This is a genomic window from Herbidospora cretacea, assembly GCF_001570605.1.
GTDB classification, from domain to species: Bacteria; Actinomycetota; Actinomycetes; order Streptosporangiales; family Streptosporangiaceae; genus Herbidospora; species Herbidospora cretacea.
On the sequence record NZ_BBXG01000006.1, the window covers coordinates 300,234 to 325,123 of the forward strand.

Sequence of the window (24,890 nt, forward strand, 5' to 3'; positions counted from 1 at the left end):
CCATGAGCCGCGTCATTCTGGTCCTGGGCGCGGGCGGTCCCGCCGGGCGGGCCGTGGTGAAGAGGTTCACCGAGCTCGGTGACACCGTCATCGGCGTCGACCGCTCCGGCGCCGAGGGCTGCCTCGCCGTGGACCTGCTCGACCTCGCGCAGGTCCGCGACCTGGAGGCCCGCGTCCGCGCCGAACACGGCCGGGTCGACGGGATCTTCCACCTGGTCGGCGGCTGGCGCGGGTCCAAGACCTTCGCCGAGACCGACCTCAAGGACTGGGCCGACCTCGACGACCTGCTGGTCCGCACGCTCCAGCACGTCACGCTCGCCTTCGAGCAGCTGTTCAGGGAAAGCGACGACGGCCGGTTCGCGATCGTGTCGGCCAAGGCCGCCGAGGCCCCCACGCAGGGCAACGCCTGCTACGCCGCCGCCAAGGCCGCCGCCGAGGCGTGGACGCTGGCCTTCGCCGACGCTCTCAAGAGCAGCGGCAGCGCCGCCTCGATCGTGGTCGTGACGGCGCTGGTCCACGAGGCGATGCGCAAGGCCTCCCCGGACAAGCCCTTCCGCACCTTCACCGACGTCGACGACCTGGCCCAGGCCCTGGCCGGCCTGTGGAAGCTGCCGGTGACCGAGGCCAACGGCCTCAGGCTGGATCTGACGGCCCATGGGAACTGACGCCGTCCGCCGCCACGAACCCGCGCTGAGGGGGTTCGCGAGCGACAACTACGCCGGGGTCCACCCCGAGATCCTGGCCGCGATCAGCCTCGCCAACGGCGGCCACCAGCCGCCCTACGGCGACGACGCCTACACCTCCGCGCTGCAGCACCTGTTCCGGCGGCACTTCGGCGAGCGGGCCGAGGCCTATCCGGTGTTCAACGGGACCGCCGCCAACGTGGTCTCGCTGCGCGCGATGTGCGGGTCGTGGGAGTCGGTCGTCTGCGCCGACACCGCCCACATCCACGTCGACGAGGGCGGCGCGCCCGAGGTCGTCGGGTCCATGAAGCTCCACACCGTCCGGACGCCCGACGGGAAGCTGACGCCCGACCTGGTCGGCACCCAGGCGTGGGGCTTCGGCGACGTGCACCGCGCGCAGCCCCGGGTGGTCTCGATCACCAACGCCACCGAGCTCGGCACCGTCTACACGCCCGCCGAGATCGCCGCCCTCACCGAGCACGCCCACGCGCGCGGGATGCTCGTGCACGTCGACGGGGCCCGGCTCTGCAACGCCGCCGCCGCGCTCGACCTGCCGCTGCGGGCGCTCACCACCGACGTGGGGGTCGACGTGGTGTCGTTCGGCGGCACCAAGATCGGCCTGATGCTGGGTGAGGCCGTGGTGGTGCTCAATCCCGGCGCGGTGCGCGGGCTGCCGTACATCAGGAAGACGAGCATGCAGCTCGCCTCCAAGATGCGGTTCGTGTCGGCCCAGTTCGAGGCGCTGCTCTCCGGCGACCTGTGGCTGCGCAACGCCCGCAACGCCAACGCGATGGCCGCCCGGCTGGCCGAGAAGGCCGGTGAGATCCCCCACGTCACGCTGTCGCGGCGGCCCCAGGCCAACGCGGTCTTCGCGACGCTGCCCGGTGAGGTGGCCGACCGGGTCCGCAAGACCTTCCCGTTCTACACCTGGAACCAGGAGACCGGCGAGGTGCGGTGGATGTGCTCCTACGACACCACCGAGCAGGACGTGGACGCCTTCGTCGCCGCTCTCGCCGAGGGATAGATAGTCTGTCCCGGTGCCGTTACGGGTCGTGATCGCCGAGGACAACCTGCTGATGCGCGAGGGCGTGGAGCGCGTGCTCTCCCGCGATCCCGGCCTGGCGGTCGTGGCCGCCTGCGCCGACCTCGCCGAGCTGCTCGCCGCCGTCGAGGAGCACCGGCCCGACGTCGTGGTGACCGACGTGCGGATGCCGCCGACGTCGACCGACGAGGGCATCCAGGCCGCCACGAAGCTGCGGGCCGGGTCGCCCGCGACGGGTGTCGTGGTGCTGTCGCAGTACGCCGAGCCGTCCTACGCCACCATGCTGCTGGCGGGCGGCAGCGCCGGGCGGGCCTACCTGCTGAAGGAGCGGGTGGGCGAGCCCGGCCAGCTCGTCGACGCGGTCCGCGCGGTGGCGCGCGGCGGGTCGGTGATCGACCCCGTCGTGGTCGAGGGCATCCTGGCCGACTCGCTGCGGCGGCGCTCCTCCCCGCTGGCGGCGCTCACTCCCCGTGAGCGCGACGTGCTGGCCCAGATCGCCCAGGGGCGCAGCAACGCGGCCGTCGGCGAGACCCTGTTCCTCAGCGAGAAATCGGTGGAGAAGCACATCAGCGTGGTCTTCGCCAAGCTCGGGCTGGAGGCCACCCCCGAGGTGAACCGGCGGGTGCTGGCCGTCCTGCTCTACCTGTCCGAACAGGAGGGGTAACACCCTTAGCGACGGGCGTCCCATGGGCCACCATGGGTTGTCATGGGGTCCGTCGAAGTTCTCATCGTCGACGACCAGGCGCCGTTCCGGGCCGTCGCGCGGCGGCTGGTCGCGCTGGTCGCGGGCTGGCGCGTGGCCGGCGAGGCGGAGTCGGGGGAGGACGCCGTGGCGCTGGCCGTCCAGACCCGTCCCCACGTGATCGTCATGGACATCAACCTGCCCGGGATCAGCGGCGTCGAGGCCACCCGCCGCATCCTGGCCGACCAGCCCGGCATCACGGTGGTGCTGGTGTCGACCTACGCGGCGGAGGACCTCCCGCCCGGCGCCTCCGACTGCGGGGCGGCCGGTTACATCCGCAAGGAGGATCTGACGCCCGCCCGGCTGAGGGCCAGCCTGGCCGCCATGAGGCCGCCCATGCCGTGGACGCCCGCGCCCGGCGGGGTCGACGACGAGCAGAGGTAGACGCCCTCCAGAGGGGTGCGCCACGGCTGGAGCGACAGGACCGGGCGGCTGACGAACTGGAACAGGTCGGCCGCGCCGCCGCCGATGTCCCCGCCGACGTAGTTGGCGTCGTGCGCCTCCAGCTCGGCCGGCCCCCTGACGTGGCGGGCCAGGACCAGGTCCCGGAACCCGGGCGCGAACCGCTCGATCTGGGCCTCGATCGCGCCGGTGCGGTCGCCGTCGTAGCCGTGGGGGACGTGGCAGTAGGCCCACAGGGTGCGGTTGCCCTCGGGGGCCCGCGACGGGTCGGGCGGCTGGACCAGCAGCACATAGGGGCGATCGGCGACCCGTCCGCGCACCGCCGCCCTCTCACCGGCGGCGATCTCCTCCATGGTCCCGCCCAGGTGGACCGTCCCGGCCTTCGCGACCTCCGGGTCGCGCCAGGGGACCGGGCCGTCGAGCGCCCAGTCGACCTTGAACACACCGGGGCCGTACCGGAACCTGAGAAGCCTCCTCCGGTACGACTCGGGCAGGTCCGCCATCTCCAGGAACTGGCGCGGGGTGACGTCGAGCAGGACCGTCCCGGCGTCGGGGAGCTCCTTCAGCGCGGTGACCCTGGTGTCCGGCACCGCCTCGCCGCCGAGCTCCCGCAGCCGGGCCACCATCGCGTCGGCCATCACCTGCGAGCCGCCCTTCACGACCGGCCAGCCGACCAGATGGGTCGTCGCGGCGAGCATGACGCCGTAACCGGCGGAGATGGGGCTCGCCAGGTCGAGCATCGAGTGGGCGGACATCCCGGCCAGCGCCGCCCGCGCCCGCGGCTCGCGGAAGAGCAGGCGGGCGGCGGTCGTGGCGGGGAGGGCGCCGGTGAGGCCGTACCGGAGCAGCGAGAACGGGGCCTTCGGGACGCCGATGGGCGCGAGCAGGCTGTCGACCAGCGGGAAGCCCGCCCGCGCGGTCGCGCCGACGGTGGCCAGGTAGGCCGCGCCGTCGCGGCCCAGGCCCGCCGCGGTCCGCTCCGCCGAGCGGTGGAACAGCACGGCGGGGCCGTCGTCGAACGGGTGGGCGGCCGGGATCTCCGGATGCACGGCCTCCACGCCCAGTCCAGGCAGCCGGTCGCGCAGCGCGGGGGAGGCCAGCGCCGTGGCGATCACGGTCGCGCAGAGGTCGTGGGTGAAGCCGGGCAGGGTGAGGCCGGCGCTGCTGCGCAGGCCGCCGCCGAAGGTCGGGGCCGCCTCCAGCAGCAGGACCCTGCGGCCCGCCTCGGCCAGCTCCAGGGCGCCGGTCAGGCCGTTCGGGCCCGACCCGACGACGACGGCATCGAACTCAGGCATGTGGGATCTCCCCGCGGATCGTGGTGCCGGCGCCGAGCGCGGAGTCGACGGTCAGGGTGCCGCCGATCGCGCCGAGCCGGTCGCGCATGTTGACGAAGCCGTGCCCGTCACCGCTGGACTCGAATCCGGCCCCGTCGTCGGTCACGGTGAACCGCAGCGCCTCGTCGTCGGCGGTGATCTCCACCTGGACGGCCGCGTCGGCCCCGGCGTGCTTGCCGGCGTTCTGGATCGCCTCCAGGCAGCAGAAGTAGACCGCCGCCTCGGTCTCCTCGGAGAACCGCCGGGGCAGGTCGACGTCGACCGCGCACGGCAACGGCGAGCGCCGCGCCGCCGACCGCATCGCCTGTTCCAGGCCGTGGTTGCGCAGCAGCGGCGGATAGACGCCGTGGGCCAGCTCCCGGACGGCCGTGATGGTGCCCTGCACGTCCTCCCGCAGCTCGCCCATCATCGAGCGGGCGACGTCGGGCTCCTCGGCGATGATCTCCCCGGCCAGGCTGAGCTTGACCGACAGGGCCACCAGGTGCTGCTGCGCGCCGTCGTGGAGGTCGCGTTCGATGGCCCTGCGGGCGGCGTCGGCGGCGGTGACGATGCGGAGCCGGGAGGCCTGGAGCTCCTCGTTGCGGCGGCGCAGCTCGTCGAGGCTGGCCTGGAGCGCGGAGTCGAGCCGCATGTTGTGCAGGGCCAAGCCGACCTGGCGGGCCAGCTGCACGAGCACCTGGTCGTCGTTCTCGGAGAAGGGCGGGGCGTCCGGCGGGCGGCGCACCACGATCATGCCGAGGAGTTCGCCCAGGTGGGCGGCGGGCGCGACGCGGACCAGGCCGCCGCTCTCCGGGAGCATGCCGGGCAGCCAGATGGCCAGCCACGACGGGCCGCCGATCCGGGTTCGGCCGACGATGACGCGTTCGCGGTCGTTGAGGGTGATGCGTTCTGCCGGGAGGTCGGGCACGCTGACCGTGCGCTGGAGCACGCCGTCGGAGCCGACCCAGATCTCCGCGCCCGCCGGGGCCATCGCCGCCTTGAGCGACTCGGCGAGCTGGAGCAGCAGCTCGTCGAAGGGGACCGCGCGGCTCATGCGGGCGCCGAAGGTGGCCAGGATCTCCTCCGGCGGGACGCCGCCCCGCCCGGTGATCGCGCGGGCGGTGTGGAGGAGCCGGTCGCGCACCGGGATGGCCAGGATCGCCACCACCAGCGCCGCCGCCATCGAGGAGACCAGCAGGTCGCGTTCGCTCTCCGCCGGGAGGCGGCCCAGGCCCAGCACCACGACGAGGTAGACGCCGGCGATCATCACCGCGAACCCGGCGACCACCACCGCCTCCAGCAGCGCCTTCTCCCCGACATGCGCGGTCGGCGGCAGATGCCCGAACAGCGCCCCCACCGGCACCACCACCAGCGCCCCCACCAGCCAGGCCATCGGGTTCCCCGGCACGCCCAGCAGCAGGTAGAGCCCCATGATCACCGCCCCGGCGGCGGCGGCGAGCAGCAGCGCGGCGCCCGTCCACTGGAGGGCGGCCCGCTGCCGGGGCGAGGCCGGGCCGCAGCGGGCCACGATCGCGATCGTCCCGGTCCCGGCCGCCACGACGGCGGCGGCGGCGTAGCCGCCGGGGGAGACCTCCATGAGCGTCAGCGCCAGCCCCGCCGCCGCCCCCAGGCCGGTGACGATCCTCCTCGGCAGGCTGCGCAGGTCGCCGTCGGGGAGGGCGAGCGCGAACCCGAGCCACCCCGCGATGGCCAGCGGAACCGCGTGCGGCCAGATCGCCGCCGCGCCCTGCAGGACCGCCACGAGCCCGGCCCACCGCGCGACGGCGGGCCGCGCCGAGGCCAGGCACCCGGCGGCGGCGATCACCCATCCGGCGGCCACCACGGCGCTCGCGGTGCCGGCGCCCAGCGTCACCAGCGCGGCGGCGCCTCCGATCGTTGCGGTCAGAACGCGGTTCATCGTAGATCACTCCGCTCGGAGGAGGTGCCCGGCCGGCAGCCGGGCGGCGGTCCGGCCCGGCCACGCGGCCAGCACATTGGCGATCAGCAGGGCGAGGGGCCCGACCAGGAGGAGCGCCCCGGCTGCCACCGGGGGGACGTACAGCAGCGGCGTGACGTCGGCGGTGACCCGCCACACCACCCGCCCGGCGGCCGTCCCGAGCGGCACCCCGAACGCGAGCCCGGCCACGCCCATCCGCGTGTCGGTCACCGCCGTGACGCCGGGGTCGGCGGCGATGGCGCGCGGCCCGGCGTCGAGGACCTCACGCGGGACGGGATCGGTCCCGTTGTCGCCCACGGGCAGGACGTATTGGTAGGTCTGGCCGAAGATCTCCGGGTTCCGCCCGGCCTCCTCGACCCCGGCGGCGAACGTGAAGGCCGCCACCACCCCGAGCACCCCGGTCACCGCGCCCAGCAGGGCGGGCCTGACGGGGGCCCCGCCGGGCTCCAGCGCGAACCTCGCACCGACGGCGACCGGCACCGGCAGGGCCAGCCCGGCCATCCGGGACGCCTTCAGCGGACCCCGGCCGGTCCGGGACGCGGTGAGCACCCCCCACCCGAACACCGCCAGAGGCGCCAGCGCCATCCCGGGGACCAGCACGAGCGCGCCGAAGCGGGCCACCTCACGGTCGTGATCGGCGTACCGGTCCGCCATGTCCCAGATGTCGATGTCCTGCCGCCCGGTGAGGCGGGCCAGCCACTCCTTGAACCCGGCCAGGTCGCCCTTCAGCCGGACCGGCGCGTTGGCGTAGGAGTGGCCGGGCACCTCCAGGCTGGCGCGGTGGGCCCGGAGGAAACCGGGGCCGGGATGCACCGCGCCCGGCCCGTCCACCTCGTCGCGGAACCAGGCCGACCGCACCACGCCGACCACCCGGACGGCCACGACCGGGCCGTCCGCCGGGTCCCCCATGCGGCCCTCGATCACCACGGGCCGTTCGACCGTCAGGCCGTACTGGTCGTCGACGGCCCGGAACCAGCCCTGCGCGCCCCCTTCGACCTCGTACGAGGTGACGAGATAGCCGCCGAGCGCCTCGACCTGCGGCAGCGCCCGCACCGCCGCCCAGTCGAGGGCACGGATGCTGGGCAGCACGTAGTAGCCCGCCGGGACCGACGCCGCCCACAGCCGGTCGACGGCCGAGCCGGCCCGCCGGGCGCGGGCCGGCGCGGTCAGTGCGGTCGCGGTGGCCAGCGCCACCGGCAGGGCCAGCACGGTCAGGGAACGCAGGCGGTTCCGCAGCTCCAGCCGCATCCGCAGTCCGGTCATCACTCGGCCCTCAGGATGTCGGCGACCCGCAGCCGGGTCAGCGCGCGGCCCGGCCACAGGGCCAGCACGACGGCGGTCAGCAGGGCAATAGGGGCGGCCAGCACCAGCGCCCAGAACGCCACCGGCGGCTGGTAGTGGACCGGCCACAGGTCGGCGACCAGCCGCCACAGCGTCCGGCCGAGCGCGACGCCGAGCGGCACCCCGAAGGCGAGCCCGGTGACGGCCAGCACCCCGGCCTGGGTGACCACGATCCAGCGCGCCTGGCCGGGGGTCAGCCCGAGCGCCCGCAGCACCGCCACCTCCTGGGCGCGGCGGCGGACCGCCGTGGTCAGCACATGGCCGACCGCGCCGACCGCCAGCAGCGCCAGGAAGCCCGCCAGGGCGACCGGGAGGACCGCCATCTGGGTGATCTCGGTGACCTCGGGCGGCGTCACGGCGGGCTGGACGTGCTGGCCCGCGGCGTCGAGGGCGGCAGGGTCGGCGCCGGGCCGCAGGCCGACCAGGATCGAGCGGAACTTGTAGCCGGCGCCGAACAGCCGGGTGAAGCCCGCGGGGGTGACGGCGCCGCCCCGGTCGTAGGAGTTGTGCGCGCCGAGAGGGGTGAACCCGATGCCGGTCACCGTGTAGGCGGCCCCGCCGGGCTCGCCGGTGAGGGGGAGCCGATCCCCGACCCGCACGCCCAGATCCTGGGCGGTGCCGAGGGCCAGCATCATCTCGTCGGCGGTCTCCGGGGCCCGTCCCGCCAGCGTGATCAGCGGCAGGTCGCCCGTGGTGTGCAGGGCCACGCGGGTCTCGCCGGTCTCGGCGACGGCGGTCCGGTCGTCGGTCAGCCCGGTCACCTGCGGGTGCGCGCGCAGCGCGGCGAGGACCGGCGCCGGTTCGGCGCCCTCTCCGCCCGCGCCGAGGTAGATCTCCGCCTGGTGGGTCTGCCCGAACCGCTCCGGATGCGTTCCGGCGTCGGTGACCCCGCCGAAGAAGGTGAACGCCGCCAGCACGCCCAGCACCCCGGCCACCGAGCCGAGCAGCGCGGGCCTGGTGGGGACGCCCGGCCCGCGCTCCAGCGCGAACCGGGCGCCGGTCACGACGGCGGGCGGCAGGTCGGCCCGCCCGGCGGTGGTCGCGACCACACTGGGCCTGGTCACGCGGGCCCGCCGGGGCGACAGCGTCAGCCAGGCGGAGAAGACCGCCGCGAGCCCGGCCGCCACGACCGTCGCCGGCGCGCCGGGGGCGAGCACCAGCCAGTCGGCGTCCAGGCCGGGGGCGGGTTCGATGGTCGCGGAGGTGCCGATGGGCAGCAGCGGGGACAGGGCGATCGCCCCCGCCACCCCGAGAAGCGCCCCGGCGGTCGCCGCGAGCAGCGGGCCGGCCGTCGCGGCCAGCACGCCCTGGGCGCGGGTCATCCCGAGCGGCCGTAGCGTCACCAGCACGGCGGCTGAGGCGGCGGCGTGGCGGGAGATCGTCTGACCGATGAGCACCACCGACGCGGCGAGGATCGCCGTTCCGAACGCCAGCAGCGACCACGCCTCGAACCGGATCAGCTCCTGCTGGTGGTCGGTGAAGCGTCTCATGTCCCAGACGTCGATGTCGGTCCGGCCGGTCGCCTCCGCCAGTTGCCTCGTGAATTCCGGCAGCGGGGCCCGCAACCTGACCATGGCGTTGTAGTTGGCCAGGTCGCGTGCCCCGGCGACGTTGTGCTCGTAGGCCCGGAAGAACGCCGGGGAGGGGAAGACGTCCCCGGCCGGTGTCTCCAGTGAGTCGGAGAACCAGCCCGACCGGATGATCGCGGTGATCCGGACCACCAGCCGGGGCCCGGTGGCGACGATCGACTCCCGGACCGCCGGGTCGGCGATGCCGCGGTCGACCTCGTCGGGGGTGAACAGGCGCATGGTGACGGTGGCGCCGACGCCCTTGCCCCAGGTCTCGGCGAACCCGGAGGTCACGGCCGCCTCGTCGGCGGCCGCCGGCAGTCGTCCCGCCAGGACCACGGGCTTCTCGATGGTCTGCCAGATCTGGTCGTCGGCGGGCGGGGGCTTGCTGCCCATCAGTCCGGGCGGGTCCTCGAAGAACCACTGGCCGGTCACCGGGAAGGTCGCCAGCGCCTTGACCGACGGCAGCGCGCGGATCTTCTCCCAGTCGAAGCCCGGCTGGTTGGGCAGCACCATCGCCTCGGCCGGCAGGGTGACCGCCAGCATCCGGTCGCCCGCGCTCGCCCCGCGCCGGGCCCCGGCCACCGCCGCCAGGGTGGCGGTCAGCGCGACCGCCACGAGCAGCGCCAGCGCCGCCAGCGCCCGCCATCGCGACCGGAACTCCAGCCGGAGCCATGAGCGGGTCATCATTCGGCCCTGAGCACGTGGGCCACCCGCGTACGGGCCGACAGCCGGGCCGGCCACACGGCCAGCAGGTTGGCGGCCAGCAGCGTGACCGGGCCGATGAGCAGCAGCGCCACCAGGGCCAGCGGCGGCTGGTAGAAGAACGGCATCCGGTCGGCGACGACCCTCCAGAGCACCCGGCCGAGCAGGAAGCCGAGGGGCACCCCGAACACCACCCCGGTCAGCGCCAGGACGCTCGCCTGGGTGACCACCACCCAGCGCCCCTGGCGGCGGGTCATGCCGCAGGCGCGCAGCACCGCCATGTCGTGCCGGCGGCGGCGGACCACGGTGACCAGGGCGTGCGCGACCGCGCCGAGCGCCAGCACGCCCAGGAAGCCGCCCAGGGCGACCGGCAGCTCCTCCACGCCGCGCATCTGGCCGAGCTGCTCCGGCGGGTCGGGCGGGAAGACGATCCCGCTGGGCGGGAAGCCGCGGTTGACCCGGGCCATGACGACCGCCGGATCGGCGCCGGGGGTCACGGAGAACAGTCCGAGCAGGAACTTGAACCGCCCCGGCGGGAACAGCCGGTCGTAGCCGGCGTGGCCGACCACGCCGCCCTCGTCGTAGTCGTTGTGCGGGCCGGCCGGGACGAGGCCGAGGCCGGAGACCCGGAAGGTCCGCGGGCCGAGGGGTCCGGTCAGGTCGAGGACGTCGCCGACCCCCACGCCGATCCGGGCGGCGGTGGAGACGGCCAGCACGACCTCCCGGTCGCCCGTGGGCGCCGCGCCCTCGGTGAGGACCGGCAGCCACGGCCGGTCGTGGGAGCGGATCCCCCACAGCGTCACCGAGACGGACCCGGCCTGCGCCACCCCGACCATGGCCGTGCTCGCCGAGTCCACCTGCGGATCGGCCGCGACGGCGGCGAGGGTGGCCACCGGGTCGCCGAAGGGCCGGTCGCCGATGCCGAGGAAGGCGGTGAGCTGGAAGTTCTGGCCGTACCGCTCGGGGTTGGCCACGGTGTCCTGGACGCCGCCGGAGAACATGAACGCCGCCGTCACGCCGAGCACCCCGACGACCGCGCTCAGCAGGGCGGGCCGCACCGGCAGCGCGTCGGCGCCCCGCCCGCGCACCAGCGCGAACCTGGCCCCCACCACGACCGGCACCGGCAGCCCGGCGCGCGCCGCCCAGGCCACGACGGGCGACGGTCGCTCCGGCCGTCCGGCCGCGCCGGGCCGCAGCGCGATCCACGCCGACGCCGCCGCGCCCGCCGCGACCAGCAGCACGGTCAGCGCGGCGCCCGCCGCCAGCACCGGCCAGTCGGCGTCGAACCCGGGGGACGGTTCGGCGCGGGCCGCCGCCCCGATGGGCGTCCAGCGGGACGCGGCCACCGCCCCGGCCACCCCGGCGACCGCCCCGGCTGCGGCGGACAGCAGCGGCAGGGCCACCGCGGTCCGCACCGACTGGCGCGGAGTCATCCCGACGGCCCGCAGGGTGCGCAGCGTCCCCGCGGCCGCCGCCGTGTAGCGCGCCAGCGCCTGGCCGATCAGCACCAGCGCCGCGACCAGCGCCGCCAGGCCGAAGACCAGCAGGCAGGCCGACTCGAAGGCGATCAGCCGCTCCCAGTGGCGGGCCCGCTCGGCCTCGTTCCACATGTCGACGTCGGTCAGGCCGGTCACCTTCGCGAAGTTCTCCTTGAACGCCGCGATCCCCTTCTCCCCGTCGCGCAGGCGCACGATCCCGTTCACGTAGTTGCCGCGGGCCGCGCCGAGGAAGGTGTCCGGGTAGCGGCGGACCAGCTCGGGGCTGGGCAGCACCCCGCCCTCGTCCGACTCGGCCTTGTCGAGGAACCAGGGGGAGCGGATCACCCCGACGATCGTGGCCCGGACCTGGGGGCCGGTGTAGGGCACGTCCCCCGAGTCGGCCGCCGTCTCCTCGGGCGTGCCCAGCCGGAGGGTGATCCGGTCGCCGACGCCCCGCCCGAAGTGCTCGGAGAAGCGGGGTGAGACGACGACCTCGTCCATCCGCTTCCGGTCGAACAGGCGTCCGGCGAGCAGCACCGGCCGTTCCAGGTCGCCGAAGATCCCGTCGTCGCCGGGGGCGAACGTCGAGGTCCGGGGGGCGGCCGGATCCTCCACGGAGAAGGCGGGCAGGACGAACGTGGCGACCGCCTCGACCTCGGGCATCGCCCGGACCCTGTCCCAGTCGAAGCCCGGCCGGTTGGGCAGCACCGTGACGGTCGCCGGCCTGGTGGCCGCCGCCAGCCGCTCGTAGGCCGACAGCCCGCGGCGCGCCCCCGCGACCGCCGTCAGGACCGTCGCCAGCGCGAACGCGATCAACAGCGCCAGCACCACCGCCGAGCGCCCCCGGCGGCGCCACTCCAGGCGCAGCCACACCCCGGTCATGACGGCTCGATCCGGCCGTCTCGCATCCGGATCGACCGGGACGCCCCGGCCGCGACCTCGGCGGCGTGGGTCACCATGACGATCGTCTGGCCGTCTTCGTGCAGCCGCCGGAACAGCTCCAGCACCTCCAGGCCGCCCTCGCTGTCGAGCGCGCCGGTCGGCTCGTCGGCCAGCAGCAGGCTCGGCTGGTTGACCAGCGCCCGCGCGATCGCCAGGCGCTGCCGCTGACCGCCCGACAGCACGGCCGGCACCTGCTGGAGACGGTCGCCCAGCCCGAGCAGGTCGAGCAGGTCGCGGGCGCGCGCCTCGGCGGCCCGCCGCTTCATGCCGCCGAGCACGCCCGGCAGCACCAGGTTGTCGAGCGCCGACACCCCGTCGAGCAGGTTGAAGAACTGGAACACGAAGCCGATGTGGTGGCGGCGGAACCGGGCCAGCCAGTCCTCGTCACGGCCGTCGACGCGTTCCCCGGCGACCTCGATGGTGCCGTCGTCGACGCCGTCGAGCCCGGCGATGACGTTCAGCAGGGTCGACTTGCCGCAGCCGGAGGGGCCCATGACGGCCACGAACTCGCCCCTGGCGACGTCGAAGTCGACGCCCCGCAGGGCGCGCACCGGCGCGAGCTCGGCCTCGAAGGTCCGGCGGGCGCCCCGCACCCGGACGGCGTTCTCATCGGACATCAGTGATCCTCCGGGAGGTGGAAGGCCGTGACGGGGGTCGACCGGCCCTTGACGGCGCGCGGTCCGAGCGGGATCCAGGGGAGGCCGCCGGGGAGCGCGGCCAGGGTGCTGGCGGCGGCGACGGTGCCGGCCGGGCGGGCCAGGTCCTGCATCCGCGCCGCCAGGTTGACCGTGTCGCCGACCAGCGTGTACTCGACCCGTTCCTCGCTGCCGAGCAGGGCGGCGGCGACCTCGCCCGTGCACAGGCCGATGCCGAGCCGGAACGGCGTGGGCCAATCGGCGTCGAGGCGGCGCTGGCGGGCGTGCATCTGCCGGGCGGCGGCGACCGCCGAGGCGGCATGGCCGGGACGGGGGTCGGGGGCGCCGAAGACGGCCATCACGGCGTCGCCGACGTACTGCATGACGGTGCCGCCCTCGCGGAGGATGGCCGCGTTCATCGCCCGGCGGTGGGCGTTGAGCTGCCCGGCGAGCACCGCCGGGTCGGTGTGCTCGGCGATGGCCGAGTAGCCGCGCACGTCGCTCATCAGCACGGTCACCGTGAGCCGCTCGGTCCGGTCGAGCCGGTCGCCCAGCAGCTTGTCGGCCAGCCCGCCGGGCAGCAGCCGGGAGAGGCGTTCGCCCTGCTCGTCGCGGCGCAGGATGGCGGTGTGCAGCATCCGCAGGCGCCTGAGCGCGCCCTGCCGCCCGGCCGACGCGCCCCGGGCCAGCTTGAGGAAGAGCTGCTCGACCAGGGCGTTCACCTTCTCGGGGCTGTCGCCGGCCGCCGCCGCGATGGCCTTCACCGACCGTCCTTCCGCGACCTGGCGCAGCAGCGCCTCCTCGGCCGCTGTCAGCTCCGGCGACCGCGCCGGCGAGACCAGGTCCTGGACGATCCGGGGATCGATCATCGACCCGCCCGCCGCCACCTCGCGGATGGCCCGCCCCAGCAGTCGCGCGTCCGCGACCCGGTCCTTGAGCAGGTACGCGTACCCGTCGGCCCCCTCGGCCAGCAGCTTCACCGCGTAGTCGGGGTCGTCGTACTGGCTCAGCACCACGACGCCGGTGCCCGGGAGGCGCCCTCGAACCTCCCGGGCGGCGTCGATGCCCTCGTCCTGGAAGGTCGGCGGCATCCGGATGTCGGTCACGAGCACCTGGGGCCGCAGCTCCTCGGCCCGCGTGACGAGCTCGTCGTAGTCGGCGGCCACGCCGACCACCTCCAGGGCGGGGTCCCTGGCCAGCAGCGCGCGCACGCCCTCGCGGACGATCAGGTTGTCGTCGGCGAGCAGCACGGTGATGCGGTCCACGCCGCAAATGTCCTCCCTGAGCGCACCCCGGAACAGAGGGTTAGCCCTCCTGCGGCCCGATGGGCACCTCCCTGTGCGCGGACCCGCCGGATTCCTACCGTCGAGGACATGCGTGCAGAAACCCAGGCGACATCCCTGTCCTGGATCCCGTCGGAGGCGGTCAAGGGGTACACCCGCCCGATGTTCGACGCCGGGATCTCCCACTACGACGACCCGCCCCCCGGGCACGTCGACGACCTGGAGGCGCTGCGCCGCGCCGACCGGTTCCGCTTCGCCAATGTCCTTCGCGTCTGGGCCGATTTCGGCGACGATGGCCGGGTGCTCGCCCACGGCGCCGAAGGAGGCGGGGTGATGGGCTCCACCACGGTCCGGTTAGGCCCTCTCGGCATCACCCTGGCCGCGATCAGCCTGCCCGACCTGCGCACCGAGACGGCCGGGGACGGCTTCCTCACCGTCACGCAGTCGGCCGGCGGCCGCACCTCGCTGCCGTTCCCGCGCGCCGCCGCGGGCGTCCCGCGCTGGCGCTCCCCGCTGGTCTGGACGACGATCTCGATCACCGTCCGCGCCGACGGCACCTCCGGCGTCACGCTGTCGGGCGCGAGCCCCTTCCCCCGCCACTGGGTCTACGACGCGGCCGGGCAGCTCGTCCTCAAGGCGGGCGTCACCGACTTCAAGGCCTGGGCCGCCCAGCGCGCCACCCCGTGGGGCGCGGAGGACTCGCCGGTCGTCGTCACGGCCGCCGAGACCGCCCTCGAACGCGAACTGTCCCGGCTGATCATGCGGGGGTCGCGCAGGCCGGTCGTCCGGGAACTGAGGAAGGGCGAGGCCCTGGTGCGCCAGGGCGAGCCGGGAGAGTCGCTGTTCCTGCTCCTCGACGGCGTCGTCACGGTCGACGTCGACGGCCGCGAACTCGGGCTGGCCGGCCCGGGCGCGGTGCTGGGGGAGCGGGCCCTGCTGGAGAACGGCCACCGCACCGCCACGCTGACCGCGCTCACCCCGATCAGGGTGGCCGAGGCCCGCGCCGACATCATCGACCGGGCCGCCCTGGAGCACCTGGCCCAGGGCCACCGCCGCGAGGAGTTCGCGTGAGACTGCACTTCCTGGGGGTACGCGGGTCGACGCCCGCTCCCGGCGCCGAGTTCACCCGCTGGGGCGGCCACACCTCGTGTGTGGCCGTGCTCCCCGACGGGCACACCGCGCCGCCGCTGGTCCTCGACGCGGGGACCGGGATCAGGAACCTCGCCCCGGCGCCCTTCCGGGGGGTGATCGCCCTGTCTCACCTGCACTGGGACCACGTGCAGGGGCTGCCGTTCAGCCGGGCCGTCGACCACCCGGAGGCCGCCGTCGAGCTGGTCGTGCCCGGCGAACGGCCGATGGAGGTGCTCACCCGGGCGTTCTCGCCGCCGCACTTCCCGATCGAGCCGACGGGTCTGCGGGGAGCCGTGTCGGTGACCTCATCCGGCGGGAGCCGTAACTACGACGCTTTTGTCCTGAGACAGGCGGAAGTGACCCACAAGGGCGGGATCACGGTCGGGACCCGGGTCGAGTGCGACGGCGTCGCCGTCGTCTACCTGCCCGACCACGCGCCGCAGCTCGCCTCGGCCGCGGCCGAGGAGCTGTGCCGGGACGCCGACCTCGTCGTCCACGACGGCCAGTTCCTCCCCGGCGAACAGGCCCTGGCCGACGACTACGGGCACGCCACCGTGACCGACGCGCTTGCCTTCGCGGAGCGCTGCGGCGCGCGGAGACTGCTGCTCACGCACCACGCGCCCAACCGCACCGACGACCAGCTCGACGCCGTCGCCAAGGAGTGGCCCGACGTGCTGTTCGCCCGCGAGGGCGACGTCGTGACGGTCTAGATCTTGTGGCCGACCTCGTTCTCGTAGGCCGTGAGCTGCTGCTCCAGCGCCTTCATCAGCTCGAAGACCTGCGCCGGCGGGATCCGCACGCGGCTCACGATCCGGGTCGGGACGCTGATGTACTGCTGGCCGTCGCCGTTGTCGGCCAGTCCGGGCGGGCGCGTGATCACCGCGAAGTCGAGCACGAACCCATCCTGGGTGTGCCAGACGGAGGCGAAGTTGGCGTACTGTCCCGCTTCCACTTCAGGCGTGATGCTGACTTCTAGACGGCTCTCGGGCTCGTTGGTCAAATCCTCATCCCTCCGGGTCGCCTCCATGGTGCCCTGTCGGAGGACCGTTCCCGCGTCCGACACGTCCTGTTTATTTGAGGATCGACGGAAGCGGCTGGGCGCCGCGCGTGGCCAGCATCCCCTTCATCAGGTCGATCTCGGCGGTCTGGCCGTCGACGATGTGCTGGGCCAGATTCCGGACCTCCGGGCGTTCGGCCAGTTCAAGCAGGCCCTTGGCCATCTCGACGCCGCCCTCGTGGTGGCGGATCATCAGCTGCAGGAACAGGACCTCGGCCGCCGGGCCCTTCGCGTCGTCGAGCCGCTTCATCTCGTCGGCTGTGGCCATTCCGGGCATCACGCCCGGAGTCACGCCCGCCGTCGCCGTGTGGCCGTGGCCCGCCATCCAGGTCATCGGTTTCACGCTGGAGGCCTGCGACAGGTCCCACTGCTGGAGCCAGCCGATGAACATTCCACGCTGCGCCGACTGCGTCGTGATGATGTCGTAGGCCAGCGTCCGCACCGCGTCGTCGGTGCTCTCGTCGCGGACGTCGAACGCCATCTCCACCGCCTGCGCGTGGTGAACCCCCATGTCACGGGCGAAACCTGCCTCGGGGGACAGGTCGCCCGGAGTGCCCGGCCGGGTGAGGTTGACCAGCAGCAGCACGACCGCGACCACCACGACGACGGCCGCGGCGGCCGGAAGCAGGAGCGAACGGGGGTTCTTCATCGCCCTCAGATTACTTGGCCCCCGGACGCGATGGGCCAAACGGCTATCTATAGCCACTATTCTCCTTGTCCATATGTGACCGCGTGATGGAGGGTCGATGACCAAGGAGAAAGCGGCGGCACGGCGTGACCGCATCGCCCAGATGAGGGCGGAACAGCGGGCCAAGGAACGGCAGGCCGCGGTCCTCATGTGGGGCATCGGTGGCCTGGTCATCCTGCTTCTCGTAGGAAGCGTCGCCTTCTACATCATCCGTCAGGAGATGGACAAGTCGGAGGCCGAGAAGGCCGCGACCGCCGCCCAAGAGGCGATGCTGCCGAAGGTCAAGAACTACGAGTACAAGGGCGCCGGCCACGTCAACACGAAGGTGGCCTACAAGGAGGTGCCGCCTGTCGGTGGCGAGCACAACCCCGCCTGGCAGACCTGCGGCATCTACGACCAGCCCATCAACAACGAGAACGCGGTCCACTCGATGGAGCACGGCGCGGTCTGGATCACCTACCAGCCCGGCCTGCCGGCCGCCGAGGTCGACAAGCTGAAGGCCATGGCGGGCGAGCCCTACATGCTCCTCAGCCCCTACGAGGGCCTCCCGTCGAAGATCGTCGCGTCGTCCTGGAACCACCAGATCCAGATCGACAGCGCGTCGTCCCCCGACCTGAGCGCGTTCATCCTCAAGTTCCGCCAGGGCGAGGACACCCCCGAGCTCGGCGCGAGCTGCGACGGCGGCCAGACCGCCTCCGCCGCCGACGCCCCGCTGCCGCCGGCCGGTTCGCAGCCGGCCCCGGCGCCGACGGGCTCCCCGGTGGGGACGGACGCCCCCGCCCAGTAACACCCGAACTGATAGCTGGACGGCCCGTGTGCCTGTCCCTGAGGCAGATTCAGGGCGCGAGACACGGCCGGCCTTCGGCCGGCCGTGTCTCGCTTGGGCCACGGGCCGTCCCATGTAGATAGGCTCTGCGGGCGATGTCAGGGATTGAGGCCGGGATGCAGAACACCCCCGTTGCGGAAGAGCCGGGTCCGCCGCAGCCGCCCCAGGCGACCAAGGGCGCCACCATCGCCCTCAGCGTCGCCCTGGTCCTCGTGGTGATCATGTCGGGCGTGCTGGCCACGGTCGCGGTGCTGATGACCAACAACCAGGACTCCCCGCCGCTGACCCAGCCGGTCGTCACCAAGCTGGCGATGCCCATCCACTTCGCGCCGGTCGAGGCGTCGGGCGCCGCGCCCTGCCAGGCCGAGTCCGTGCCCGACGACGTCGGCACCACCTGCTACCAGCTCGAACCGGGCGTGACCCTGACGTCGGTGCAGAAGCTGGAGACCTTCACCGAGTCCGACGGCACCTACTCGATCCGCGTGGTGCTGTCCCCCGACAACCGCGCCCAGATCGCCGACCTGACCCGCGACACGGTCAAGCGGCTGCTCGCCATCGTCGTCGGCGACAAGGTCGTCTCGACGCCGAGGGTGGCCCAGGAGGTCACCCAGGACAGCCTGAGCATCGTCGGCGGCTTCACCAAGACCGAGGCCGACGCCTTCCTGGCCCGCCTCAAGGGCACCGGCGCGCCCCCGGCCCAGCCGCCGGCCACCCAGCCCACCGGCGACCCCGCCTCCGACCCCGCCGCCGACCCCGCCGCGACCCAGCCCGGCACCGTCACCGACCCCAACCAGCCCCCGGCGGGCGGCGCGACCCAGCCCGGGACCCAGCCCGGGACCCAGGGCGGCACCCAGCCCGGCACTCAGGACGGCACCACCACGCAGCGCTACGCGACCTGCGCGGCGGCCAGGGCGGCGGGCGCGGGCCCGTACACCAAGGGCGTCCACCCCCAGTACGACTGGTACGACGACCGCGACGGCGACAACATCGCCTGCGACCCCGACGACCTCAGCTAGACGACCGTCAGGGCGATGTCGTCCGGCCGGATCGGCACCCGCGACAGCGGCAGCCCGGTCGCGTCGCGGACCGCCGCCGCGATGGCCGGGGTCGACGACAGGGTCGGCGGTTCGCCGGCGCCGCGCAGGCCGTAGGGCGCGTGGGGGTCGGCGTTCTCCAGGATCGACAGTCTCATGGGCGGCATGTCGAGGATGGTGGGGATCAGGTAGTCGGTGAACGACGGGTTGAGCACCTTGCCGTCACGCACCTGGATCTCCTCCATCAGCGCCAGCCCGAGCCCCTGGGCCGTCCCGCCGTGGATCTGGCCCTCCAGGGCGAGCGGGTTGAGGATCTTCCCCACGTCCTGCACGGCGGCCAGTTCGACCACCTTGACCAGGCCGAGCTCCACGTCGACGTCCACCACCGCCCGGTGCACGCACAGCGCCAGCTGCGTGTGGGAGTCGCCCTGCCCGGTGATCGGGTCCATCGGATACGTCCTGCGGTGCCGGTATTCGCGGGTCTCCTCGACCGGCCCGTGGTCGGCCAGCACCTCGACGAGGCTCCTGCCGCCGGCGGTGAGCGCGTCGAGCCGTTCGCGCACCGCGACGCTCGCGGCCCGGACCGCGCCGCCGGTCACGTACGACTGCCGCGACGCCGACGACGACCCGGCCGACCCGACCGTCGTGTCGGCGGGGACCACGGTCACCTGGTCGATACCGAGCTCCGCGAGCTCCGTCTGGGCGATCTGGGTCTTGACCATGATGAGGCCCTGCCCGACCTCGGCCGCCGCCGTGTGCACCAGCACGTGGGGCTCCCCGCCGAGCAGCTCCACCCGCACCCGGGCGGTCGAGTAGTCGTCGAACCCCTCGGAGAAGCAGATGTTCTTGATCCCGACGCCGTAGCCGACCCCGCGCCGGACCCCTTCGCCGTGGGTGGTCTGCGCCACGCCGCCCGGCAGCTCGCGCAGGTCCAGCGACGACGGGCCGGGCATCGGCATCGCCTCCAGCTCCAGCAGCATCTCCGCCAGCGGCGCCGGGGTGTCGATCACCTGCCCGGTGGCCAGCAGCGACCCCTGCGAGACGGCGTTGCGGACGCGGATCTCGACGGGCGACAGCCCGCACGCCTCGGCCAGGCGGTCCATCTGCGACTCGTAGGCATAGCAGGCCTGCACCGCGCCGAACCCGCGCATCGCCCCGCAGGGCGGGTTGTTGGTGTACGTCCCGTAGGCGTCGATCTCGATGTTCGGCACCTCGTAGGGCCCGACGCCGAGCGAGGCGGCGTTCCCGACGACGGCGGGCGAACTGGAGGTGTACGCGCCCCCGTCGAGCACGATCTCGGCCTTGACGTAGACGAGCCTGCCCTCGCGGGTCGCGCCGTGCTCGTAGCGCATCCAGGCCGGGTGGCGGTGGACGTGCCCGAAGAACGACTCCTCGCGGCCGTAGACGAACTTGACCGGCTTGCCGGTCCGCAGCGCCAGCATCGAGGCGTGGACCTGCATCGACAGGTCCTCGCGGGCCCCGAACGCGCCGCCGACCCCGGCCAGCGTCAGCCTGACCTTGTCCTTGGGCAGGTTCAGGCAGGGCGCGATCTGGTCCTGGTCGACGTGGAGCCACTGGGTGGCGATGAAGAGGTCGACGCCGCCGTCCTCGGCGGGGACCGCCAGGCCCGACTCGGGGCCGAGGAAGGCCTGGTCCTGCATGCCGACCTCGTATTCGCCGGTGACGACCACGTCGGCGGTGAAGGTCGAGCCGACCCTGACGGGCTGGTGCCTGACCAGGTTCCCGTGGACGCTCACCGGGGGCGCCGACAGGTCGAAGGCGGCCTTGCGCGGGTCGGTGACGGCCTCGCGGATCTCGTACCCGACCTCGATGAGGTCAGCGGCCCGGCGGGCCGTCTCCGGATGGTCGGCGGCCACCAGCGCGACCGGTTCGCCCTGGTAGCGGACCTGGTCGATGGCCAGGACCGGCTGGTCCTTGTGTTCGAGGCCGTAGAACTTCTCGCCGGGGACGTCCTCGTGGGTCAGCACCGCGTAGACGCCGGGGACCTTGAGGGCGGGGCCGATGTCGATCGAGGTGATCCACGCCGAGGGGTGGGGGCTGCGCAGGGTCGCGCCCCAGAGCATCCCGTCGAGCCACAGGTCGGAGGAGTAGGCGAACTCCCCGGTGACCTTCAACGTGCCGTCGGGGCGGAGCAGGCTCTGCCCGATTCCCTGTCCGACGCCCTGAGTGCGTCCCGTGGCGATGCTCATAAACGTCCAGTAGACCAACCTCGGGCTCCGGCTCCTATTGGCTGACCGATGAAACGCCGGGGCCGTCGGGGACGGCGGTTGTAGATTCATCCAAATAGGGTGGGGTTGTGCAGATAAGTGAGCTGCTGGCCCATGAGACGCTGCGGCTCCTCCTCCTGACCGGCGAACCGGTCGGTGAGATCACCGGCGTCGTCGTGACCGACCTGCCCAAACCCGGCCGCTACCTGAACGGCGGCGAACTGGTGCTGACCGGGATGATGTGGCGGCACGGCCCGGCCGACTCGGCGGTCTTCGTCGACTATCTGGTCCGGGCGGGCGTCACCGCCCTCGCCGCCGGCGACGCCCGGCTCGGCCACGTCCCCGACGACCTCGTCGCGGCCTGCCGGGAGCGGGGCCTGGCCCTGCTGGAGGTCCCGATAGAGGTCTCGTTCGGCGCGATCATCGACGTCGTCGACCGGGTCCTGCTCGGCGAGCAGCGCCTCGCCCTCGGCCGCCACCGCCGCATCTTCACCGCCGTGGCCGAGGGAGCGGGCCTGCCCGAACTGTTCGCCATGGCCCGCGACGAGCTCGGCGTGACCGGCGGCGTGGTCTCCGCGACCGGCAGGGTCATCGCCGGAGAGGTCCCCGACGCCTCCCGGATGGCCGCCGAGTTCCTCCGCGCCGTCCGCCTGCCCCACGTGACCGCCGACCCCTGCACGATCTTCACCGTCGACCGCAGCCACCGCGTCGCCGGCTGGGCGCTGGTCCTCGACGGCGAGGTCAACCCCGAGATCGGCTACGAACTGGCGTCGTGCGTCGCCCTCGAACGCACCCGCGCCGAGGAGGGCCGCCGGGTCGAACGCCGCCTCCTGGAGCAGCTCCTCGGCCTGGCCGGCAGCGCCGACCTGCCGGAACTGTCGGCCCTCATGCGCACCTGCGGCCTCGACGTGGCCGCGCCCTACGCGATCGTCGCCGCCACCGCGCTCCGCTCGGCCGCCTCCGACGGCCCCGACGCCGCCACTTTGGGCGGCCTGGTCCTGGAGGAGATGCTCGACCGCTCGGTCGTCGCGGTCGCCGCCGCCGACGCCGGGCTGGCCCTGGTGCCGCTGCGTGACTCGGTCGGCGCGCTGGCCGGACTGCTGAAGGCCCGCCTCTCGTCGCTGGCCGCCCCCGGCATCCGGCTCTCCCTCGGTCTCAGCGCCGCCCTGACCGGCCCCGCCGCGATCCGGGGCGGCCTGGAGGAGGCCGGATACGCCCGCCGCCTAGCCGACGGCCGGGGTGGCGGCCTGGTCACCAGCGACGAGATCTACACCCACGCATTGTTGCTGGCTACGGTGCCCGACGACATCCGGCGGGGGTTCGCCGCCCGCCTGCTCGACCCCCTGTTCGCCTACGACCGCAAACACCAGGCCGACCTGGTCAGAACCCTGTCGACCTTCCTCGACTGTGCAGGATCGTGGAACGTCTGTGCCGAACGGCTGCACGTGCACGTGAACACGGTTCGCTATCGCATCAAACGCGTGGAAGAGCTGACCGGCAGAAACCTGACCGCGATGGCCGATCGGGTCGACCTTTATCTGGCCCTCCGGGCGTCATGAATTTCAGCGGCCGCACAGAATTCCGCCGTCCTCGGGAGGTTCGCAAAAAGCGGCGGCGATGAAGACGTCGACCGTCCCGGGGCCGGAAGCGGAGATTGACGTGTAAGCGTGAGCGCCGCTTATTCTCCGTTTGAAACACATATCGCCTGATGCCATTCCGGTGACTCGCGACCACCCATTCTTCAGCGGCCGATCGGCGTAATAATCGGCCGCGCCGCTCTTGTCCCGAGTGACGCTGTAGCCGGCGCCGGCATAGCTGTGGAGATCATCGGTGTCACAGCCCGAATACCGGCCGGTCGGTCGCAGATTCGCGGGGGGCGTCGTGAATATGTCGTCGGCGGCGACGACGCCGGGCAGCCGTCGCCCGACATGAGCAGAGAATCCAGCCGGACTGCCATGCGACGGCCGGCACTCCCAGCACGACGGCGGTCGCCGAACGCTCACCTGTATCTCCGGCCTCAGTGGTTTTCCGATGCACGTGCATCCGTGCTGCCCATCTGGCCGAGCGCCCAGCTCGAAGGCCGCGGCCCGGCGTGCACCCGGGTTGTGGACCTGGCTTCAGTGCGATGGCCGATCGCGACTTGACCCGGGATTCGTCGCTGCCACGCTGCGTGTCCGCTGCGCTGCGCTCGGCGAGAAACAGCAGGTGAAACAGAAAGAAATCGCGGCACAGGTGCGTGCCGCGATTCCGGGGTTCGTGCTGTGGCCGGGGGTCCGGTCCCGGTGCCTGGGGCCGGTGGGGGAGGCTCACATGGGGTTCACACTAGGAAACTTCTCTTGACTTTCCTGACTCACGTAACGAGTCAGCAGCATTCGATGCTGTAAGTCCGCAAGGGGGACGAACTGGCGCTTGCGGCCGTAGCATTGACCCCTGCGGCGGTGATCGTCGCGATAAGGGTCGTGAAGGCAATCATGATCAGGCGGCGTCGCACGGTGGGGCTCCCGTCGGGTTAAGAGGTCCTTCATCTTTCAGGGGGTGCTGGTGACCGGTCAAGATCTAGTGGGTCAGCGCATCAAGACCATCCGCCGACAGCGGGGGCTCTCTCAAGCGCAACTCGCACATCCTGAGCTGTCCGACAGCTATGTTTCCCTAATTGAGAGCGGTAAGCGTACTCCTACTCCGGCAGTTCTGGAGCTCCTGGCCCAGAAACTCGACTGTTCGCTGACATATCTCGTCAATGGGGTTACCGCCGAACAGATGGACGAGATCGAGGTCGGGCTGCGATTCGCCCGTCTCGCGCTGGAGAACGGCGAGGCGCAGGAAGCCCGCCGCCGCTACACCGAACTCCTCACCGACACCAGCCTCACCGGCCTGGCCCAGCTCCGCCAGGAGGCCGAATACGGCTGCGCCCTGGCGACCGAGGCGTGCGGCGACCGGGCCGAGGCGATCCGCCTGCTGAAGGGCCTGCGCGCCGACACCGAGCGCCCGATGTCGGTCGAGTGGCAGGTGGCCGTCGCGGTCGCGCTCTGCCGCTGCCACCGCGACGAGGGCGAGCTCGGCGAGGCCGTCCGCGTCGGCGAGGCGCTGCTCGGCGGCACCACCCGCCCGGCCTGGACCGACGCCCTGATCGAGCTCGGCTCGACCCTGCTCTCGGTCTACCGCACCCGCGGCGACCTGCTGCGCGCCCGCCACTTCGCGGCGGAGCTGCTGTCGGCCGCCGAACTGCTCGGCACCCCCCGCGCCATCGTGGCCGCGTCGTGGAACGCCGCGTTCGTCGCCCAGGAGACCGGCCGGGGCGAGGAGGGCATGAGCCTCCTCGAGCGCGCCATGGCCATCCACTCCGAGAACGGCGACCACCGCAACCTGGCCCGCCTGCGCGTGGCCTACGCGACCATGATCGTCCGCACCCGCGCCAGCGACGTCGAGGCCGCCCGCGACCTGCTGATCCGCGCCCAGCGCGAGATGGGCGAGTCGTCGGCCTCGGTCCTCGACAAGGCCCGCTGCCAGATCGAGCTGGGCCGCACCGAACTGGCGCTCGGCAACCCCCGCCAGGCGGTCGAGAACACCCGCGCCGCCGACGAGATGCTCCGCGAGTCCCGGGGCGAACACTGGGCCGACGCCAACCTGGTCCAGGGCCAGGCCCTGCTGATCCTCCACGAGGACGAGGAGGCCGCCGTCGCCCTCGGCCACGCCACCGAGGCCTTCGACCCGGCCCCGATGCGCCGCTGGGCCCAGAGCTGGATGACCGTCGCCGAGGCCTACGACCGCCTCCACGACCACGAGCAGAGCATCATCGCCGCCCAGAAGGCCCTGGCCTGCGTCGGGCTCTGAACGA

At 73.3% G+C, this 24,890-nt stretch carries 20 protein-coding genes; 10 read left to right on the forward strand and 10 right to left on the reverse strand.

Translation table 11 applies throughout. The features are described 5' to 3' along the window. The first annotated feature begins 2 nt into the window (after positions 1 to 2). The 4 genes from AW270_RS14165 to AW270_RS37695 are packed head-to-tail and all read left to right on the forward strand — an operon-like array spanning position 3 to position 2,851. A complete protein-coding gene (locus AW270_RS14165; RefSeq protein WP_061294753.1) occupies positions 3 to 665 on the forward strand; it encodes an SDR family NAD(P)-dependent oxidoreductase in 663 nt (220 codons plus the stop codon). Beyond that, positions 655 to 1,707, forward strand: coding sequence for a threonine aldolase family protein (locus AW270_RS14170; RefSeq protein WP_061294755.1), 1,053 nt, complete (start codon positions 655 to 657; stop codon positions 1,705 to 1,707). Before AW270_RS14165 ends, AW270_RS14170 begins: the two co-directional genes overlap by 11 nt. A gap of 13 nt (positions 1,708 to 1,720) precedes the next feature. Continuing rightward, positions 1,721 to 2,389, forward strand: coding sequence for a response regulator transcription factor (locus AW270_RS14175; RefSeq protein WP_061294757.1), 669 nt, complete (start codon positions 1,721 to 1,723; stop codon positions 2,387 to 2,389). A 42-nt stretch (positions 2,390 to 2,431) separates the two neighbouring features. After that, on the forward strand, positions 2,432 to 2,851 hold the full coding sequence (locus tag AW270_RS37695; protein WP_157521939.1) for a response regulator: 420 nt from the start codon (positions 2,432 to 2,434) through the stop codon (positions 2,849 to 2,851). On the opposite strand, the gene AW270_RS14185 is transcribed toward AW270_RS37695, so the two are convergent. From AW270_RS14185 to AW270_RS14215, 7 genes are read right to left on the reverse strand one after another with little or no spacing between them, the layout of a single operon-like run. Further along, positions 2,737 to 4,164, reverse strand: a complete 1,428-nt coding sequence (locus tag AW270_RS14185; protein WP_061294759.1) for a phytoene desaturase family protein — start codon at positions 4,162 to 4,164, stop codon at positions 2,737 to 2,739. The two genes, AW270_RS37695 and AW270_RS14185, sit on opposite strands and share 115 nt — an antisense overlap. Continuing rightward, positions 4,157 to 6,100 carry a sensor histidine kinase gene (locus AW270_RS14190; protein WP_061294761.1) on the reverse strand — a complete coding sequence of 648 codons (1,944 nt, stop codon included), beginning with the start codon at positions 6,098 to 6,100 and terminating at the stop codon, positions 4,157 to 4,159. Before AW270_RS14190 ends, AW270_RS14185 begins: the two co-directional genes overlap by 8 nt. Before the next feature lie 6 nt (positions 6,101 to 6,106). Next, on the reverse strand, positions 6,107 to 7,402 hold the full coding sequence (locus tag AW270_RS14195) for a hypothetical protein (RefSeq protein ID WP_061294763.1): 1,296 nt from the start codon (positions 7,400 to 7,402) through the stop codon (positions 6,107 to 6,109). Then, on the reverse strand, positions 7,402 to 9,735 hold the full coding sequence (locus tag AW270_RS14200) for an ABC transporter permease (protein WP_061294765.1): 2,334 nt from the start codon (positions 9,733 to 9,735) through the stop codon (positions 7,402 to 7,404). The genes AW270_RS14195 and AW270_RS14200 overlap by 1 nt, the downstream gene beginning before the upstream one ends. After that, positions 9,735 to 12,113: an ABC transporter permease gene (locus tag AW270_RS14205; protein WP_061294767.1), complete on the reverse strand. Its 2,379-nt coding sequence runs from the start codon at positions 12,111 to 12,113 to the stop codon at positions 9,735 to 9,737. Before AW270_RS14205 ends, AW270_RS14200 begins: the two co-directional genes overlap by 1 nt. Continuing rightward, positions 12,110 to 12,790: an ABC transporter ATP-binding protein gene (locus tag AW270_RS14210; RefSeq protein ID WP_061294768.1), complete on the reverse strand. Its 681-nt coding sequence runs from the start codon at positions 12,788 to 12,790 to the stop codon at positions 12,110 to 12,112. The genes AW270_RS14205 and AW270_RS14210 overlap by 4 nt, the downstream gene beginning before the upstream one ends. Beyond that, complete coding sequence (locus tag AW270_RS14215) at positions 12,790 to 14,073, reverse strand: adenylate/guanylate cyclase domain-containing protein (RefSeq protein ID WP_061294769.1); 1,284 nt, start codon at positions 14,071 to 14,073, stop codon at positions 12,790 to 12,792. Before AW270_RS14215 ends, AW270_RS14210 begins: the two co-directional genes overlap by 1 nt. Before the next feature lie 108 nt (positions 14,074 to 14,181). Here AW270_RS14215 and AW270_RS14220 point away from each other — a divergent pair, with 108 nt between their 5' ends. Further along, positions 14,182 to 15,162: a cyclic nucleotide-binding domain-containing protein gene (locus tag AW270_RS14220; RefSeq protein WP_082801540.1), complete on the forward strand. Its 981-nt coding sequence runs from the start codon at positions 14,182 to 14,184 to the stop codon at positions 15,160 to 15,162. Continuing rightward, positions 15,159 to 15,932 carry an MBL fold metallo-hydrolase gene (locus AW270_RS14225; protein ID WP_061294771.1) on the forward strand — a complete coding sequence of 258 codons (774 nt, stop codon included), beginning with the start codon at positions 15,159 to 15,161 and terminating at the stop codon, positions 15,930 to 15,932. Before AW270_RS14220 ends, AW270_RS14225 begins: the two co-directional genes overlap by 4 nt. Here AW270_RS14225 and AW270_RS14230 read toward each other — a convergent pair. Both AW270_RS14230 and AW270_RS14235 read right to left on the reverse strand, forming a co-directional pair. Further along, complete coding sequence (locus AW270_RS14230; RefSeq protein WP_170991224.1) at positions 15,929 to 16,249, reverse strand: DUF3467 domain-containing protein; 321 nt, start codon at positions 16,247 to 16,249, stop codon at positions 15,929 to 15,931. The genes AW270_RS14225 and AW270_RS14230 overlap by 4 nt on opposite strands. A 43-nt stretch (positions 16,250 to 16,292) precedes the next feature. Next, the gene (locus AW270_RS14235; RefSeq protein ID WP_061294772.1) at positions 16,293 to 16,928 is read right to left on the reverse strand and encodes a DUF305 domain-containing protein; all 636 of its coding nucleotides are present in this window, start codon (positions 16,926 to 16,928) and stop codon (positions 16,293 to 16,295) included. Positions 16,929 to 17,025: 97 nt separating this feature from the next. Between AW270_RS14235 and AW270_RS14240 the strand changes: the two genes are divergently transcribed. Next, on the forward strand, positions 17,026 to 17,754 hold the full coding sequence (locus AW270_RS14240; protein WP_061294773.1) for a thioredoxin-like domain-containing protein: 729 nt from the start codon (positions 17,026 to 17,028) through the stop codon (positions 17,752 to 17,754). Positions 17,755 to 17,888: 134 nt separating this feature from the next. Then, positions 17,889 to 18,809 (forward strand): excalibur calcium-binding domain-containing protein, encoded by a 921-nt coding sequence (locus AW270_RS14245; protein ID WP_082801541.1) that lies wholly within the window; start codon positions 17,889 to 17,891, stop codon positions 18,807 to 18,809. On the opposite strand, the gene AW270_RS14250 is transcribed toward AW270_RS14245, so the two are convergent. Continuing rightward, a complete protein-coding gene (locus AW270_RS14250) occupies positions 18,806 to 21,037 on the reverse strand; it encodes a xanthine dehydrogenase family protein molybdopterin-binding subunit (RefSeq protein ID WP_061294775.1) in 2,232 nt (743 codons plus the stop codon). The two genes, AW270_RS14245 and AW270_RS14250, sit on opposite strands and share 4 nt — an antisense overlap. A gap of 107 nt (positions 21,038 to 21,144) precedes the next feature. Here AW270_RS14250 and AW270_RS14255 point away from each other — a divergent pair, with 107 nt between their 5' ends. Beyond that, the gene (locus AW270_RS14255) at positions 21,145 to 22,614 is read left to right on the forward strand and encodes a PucR family transcriptional regulator (RefSeq protein ID WP_061294776.1); all 1,470 of its coding nucleotides are present in this window, start codon (positions 21,145 to 21,147) and stop codon (positions 22,612 to 22,614) included. 1,000 nt (positions 22,615 to 23,614) lie between these two features. Then, a complete protein-coding gene (locus AW270_RS14260; protein WP_245674713.1) occupies positions 23,615 to 24,886 on the forward strand; it encodes a helix-turn-helix domain-containing protein in 1,272 nt (423 codons plus the stop codon). Positions 24,887 to 24,890: the final 4 nt, after the last annotated feature.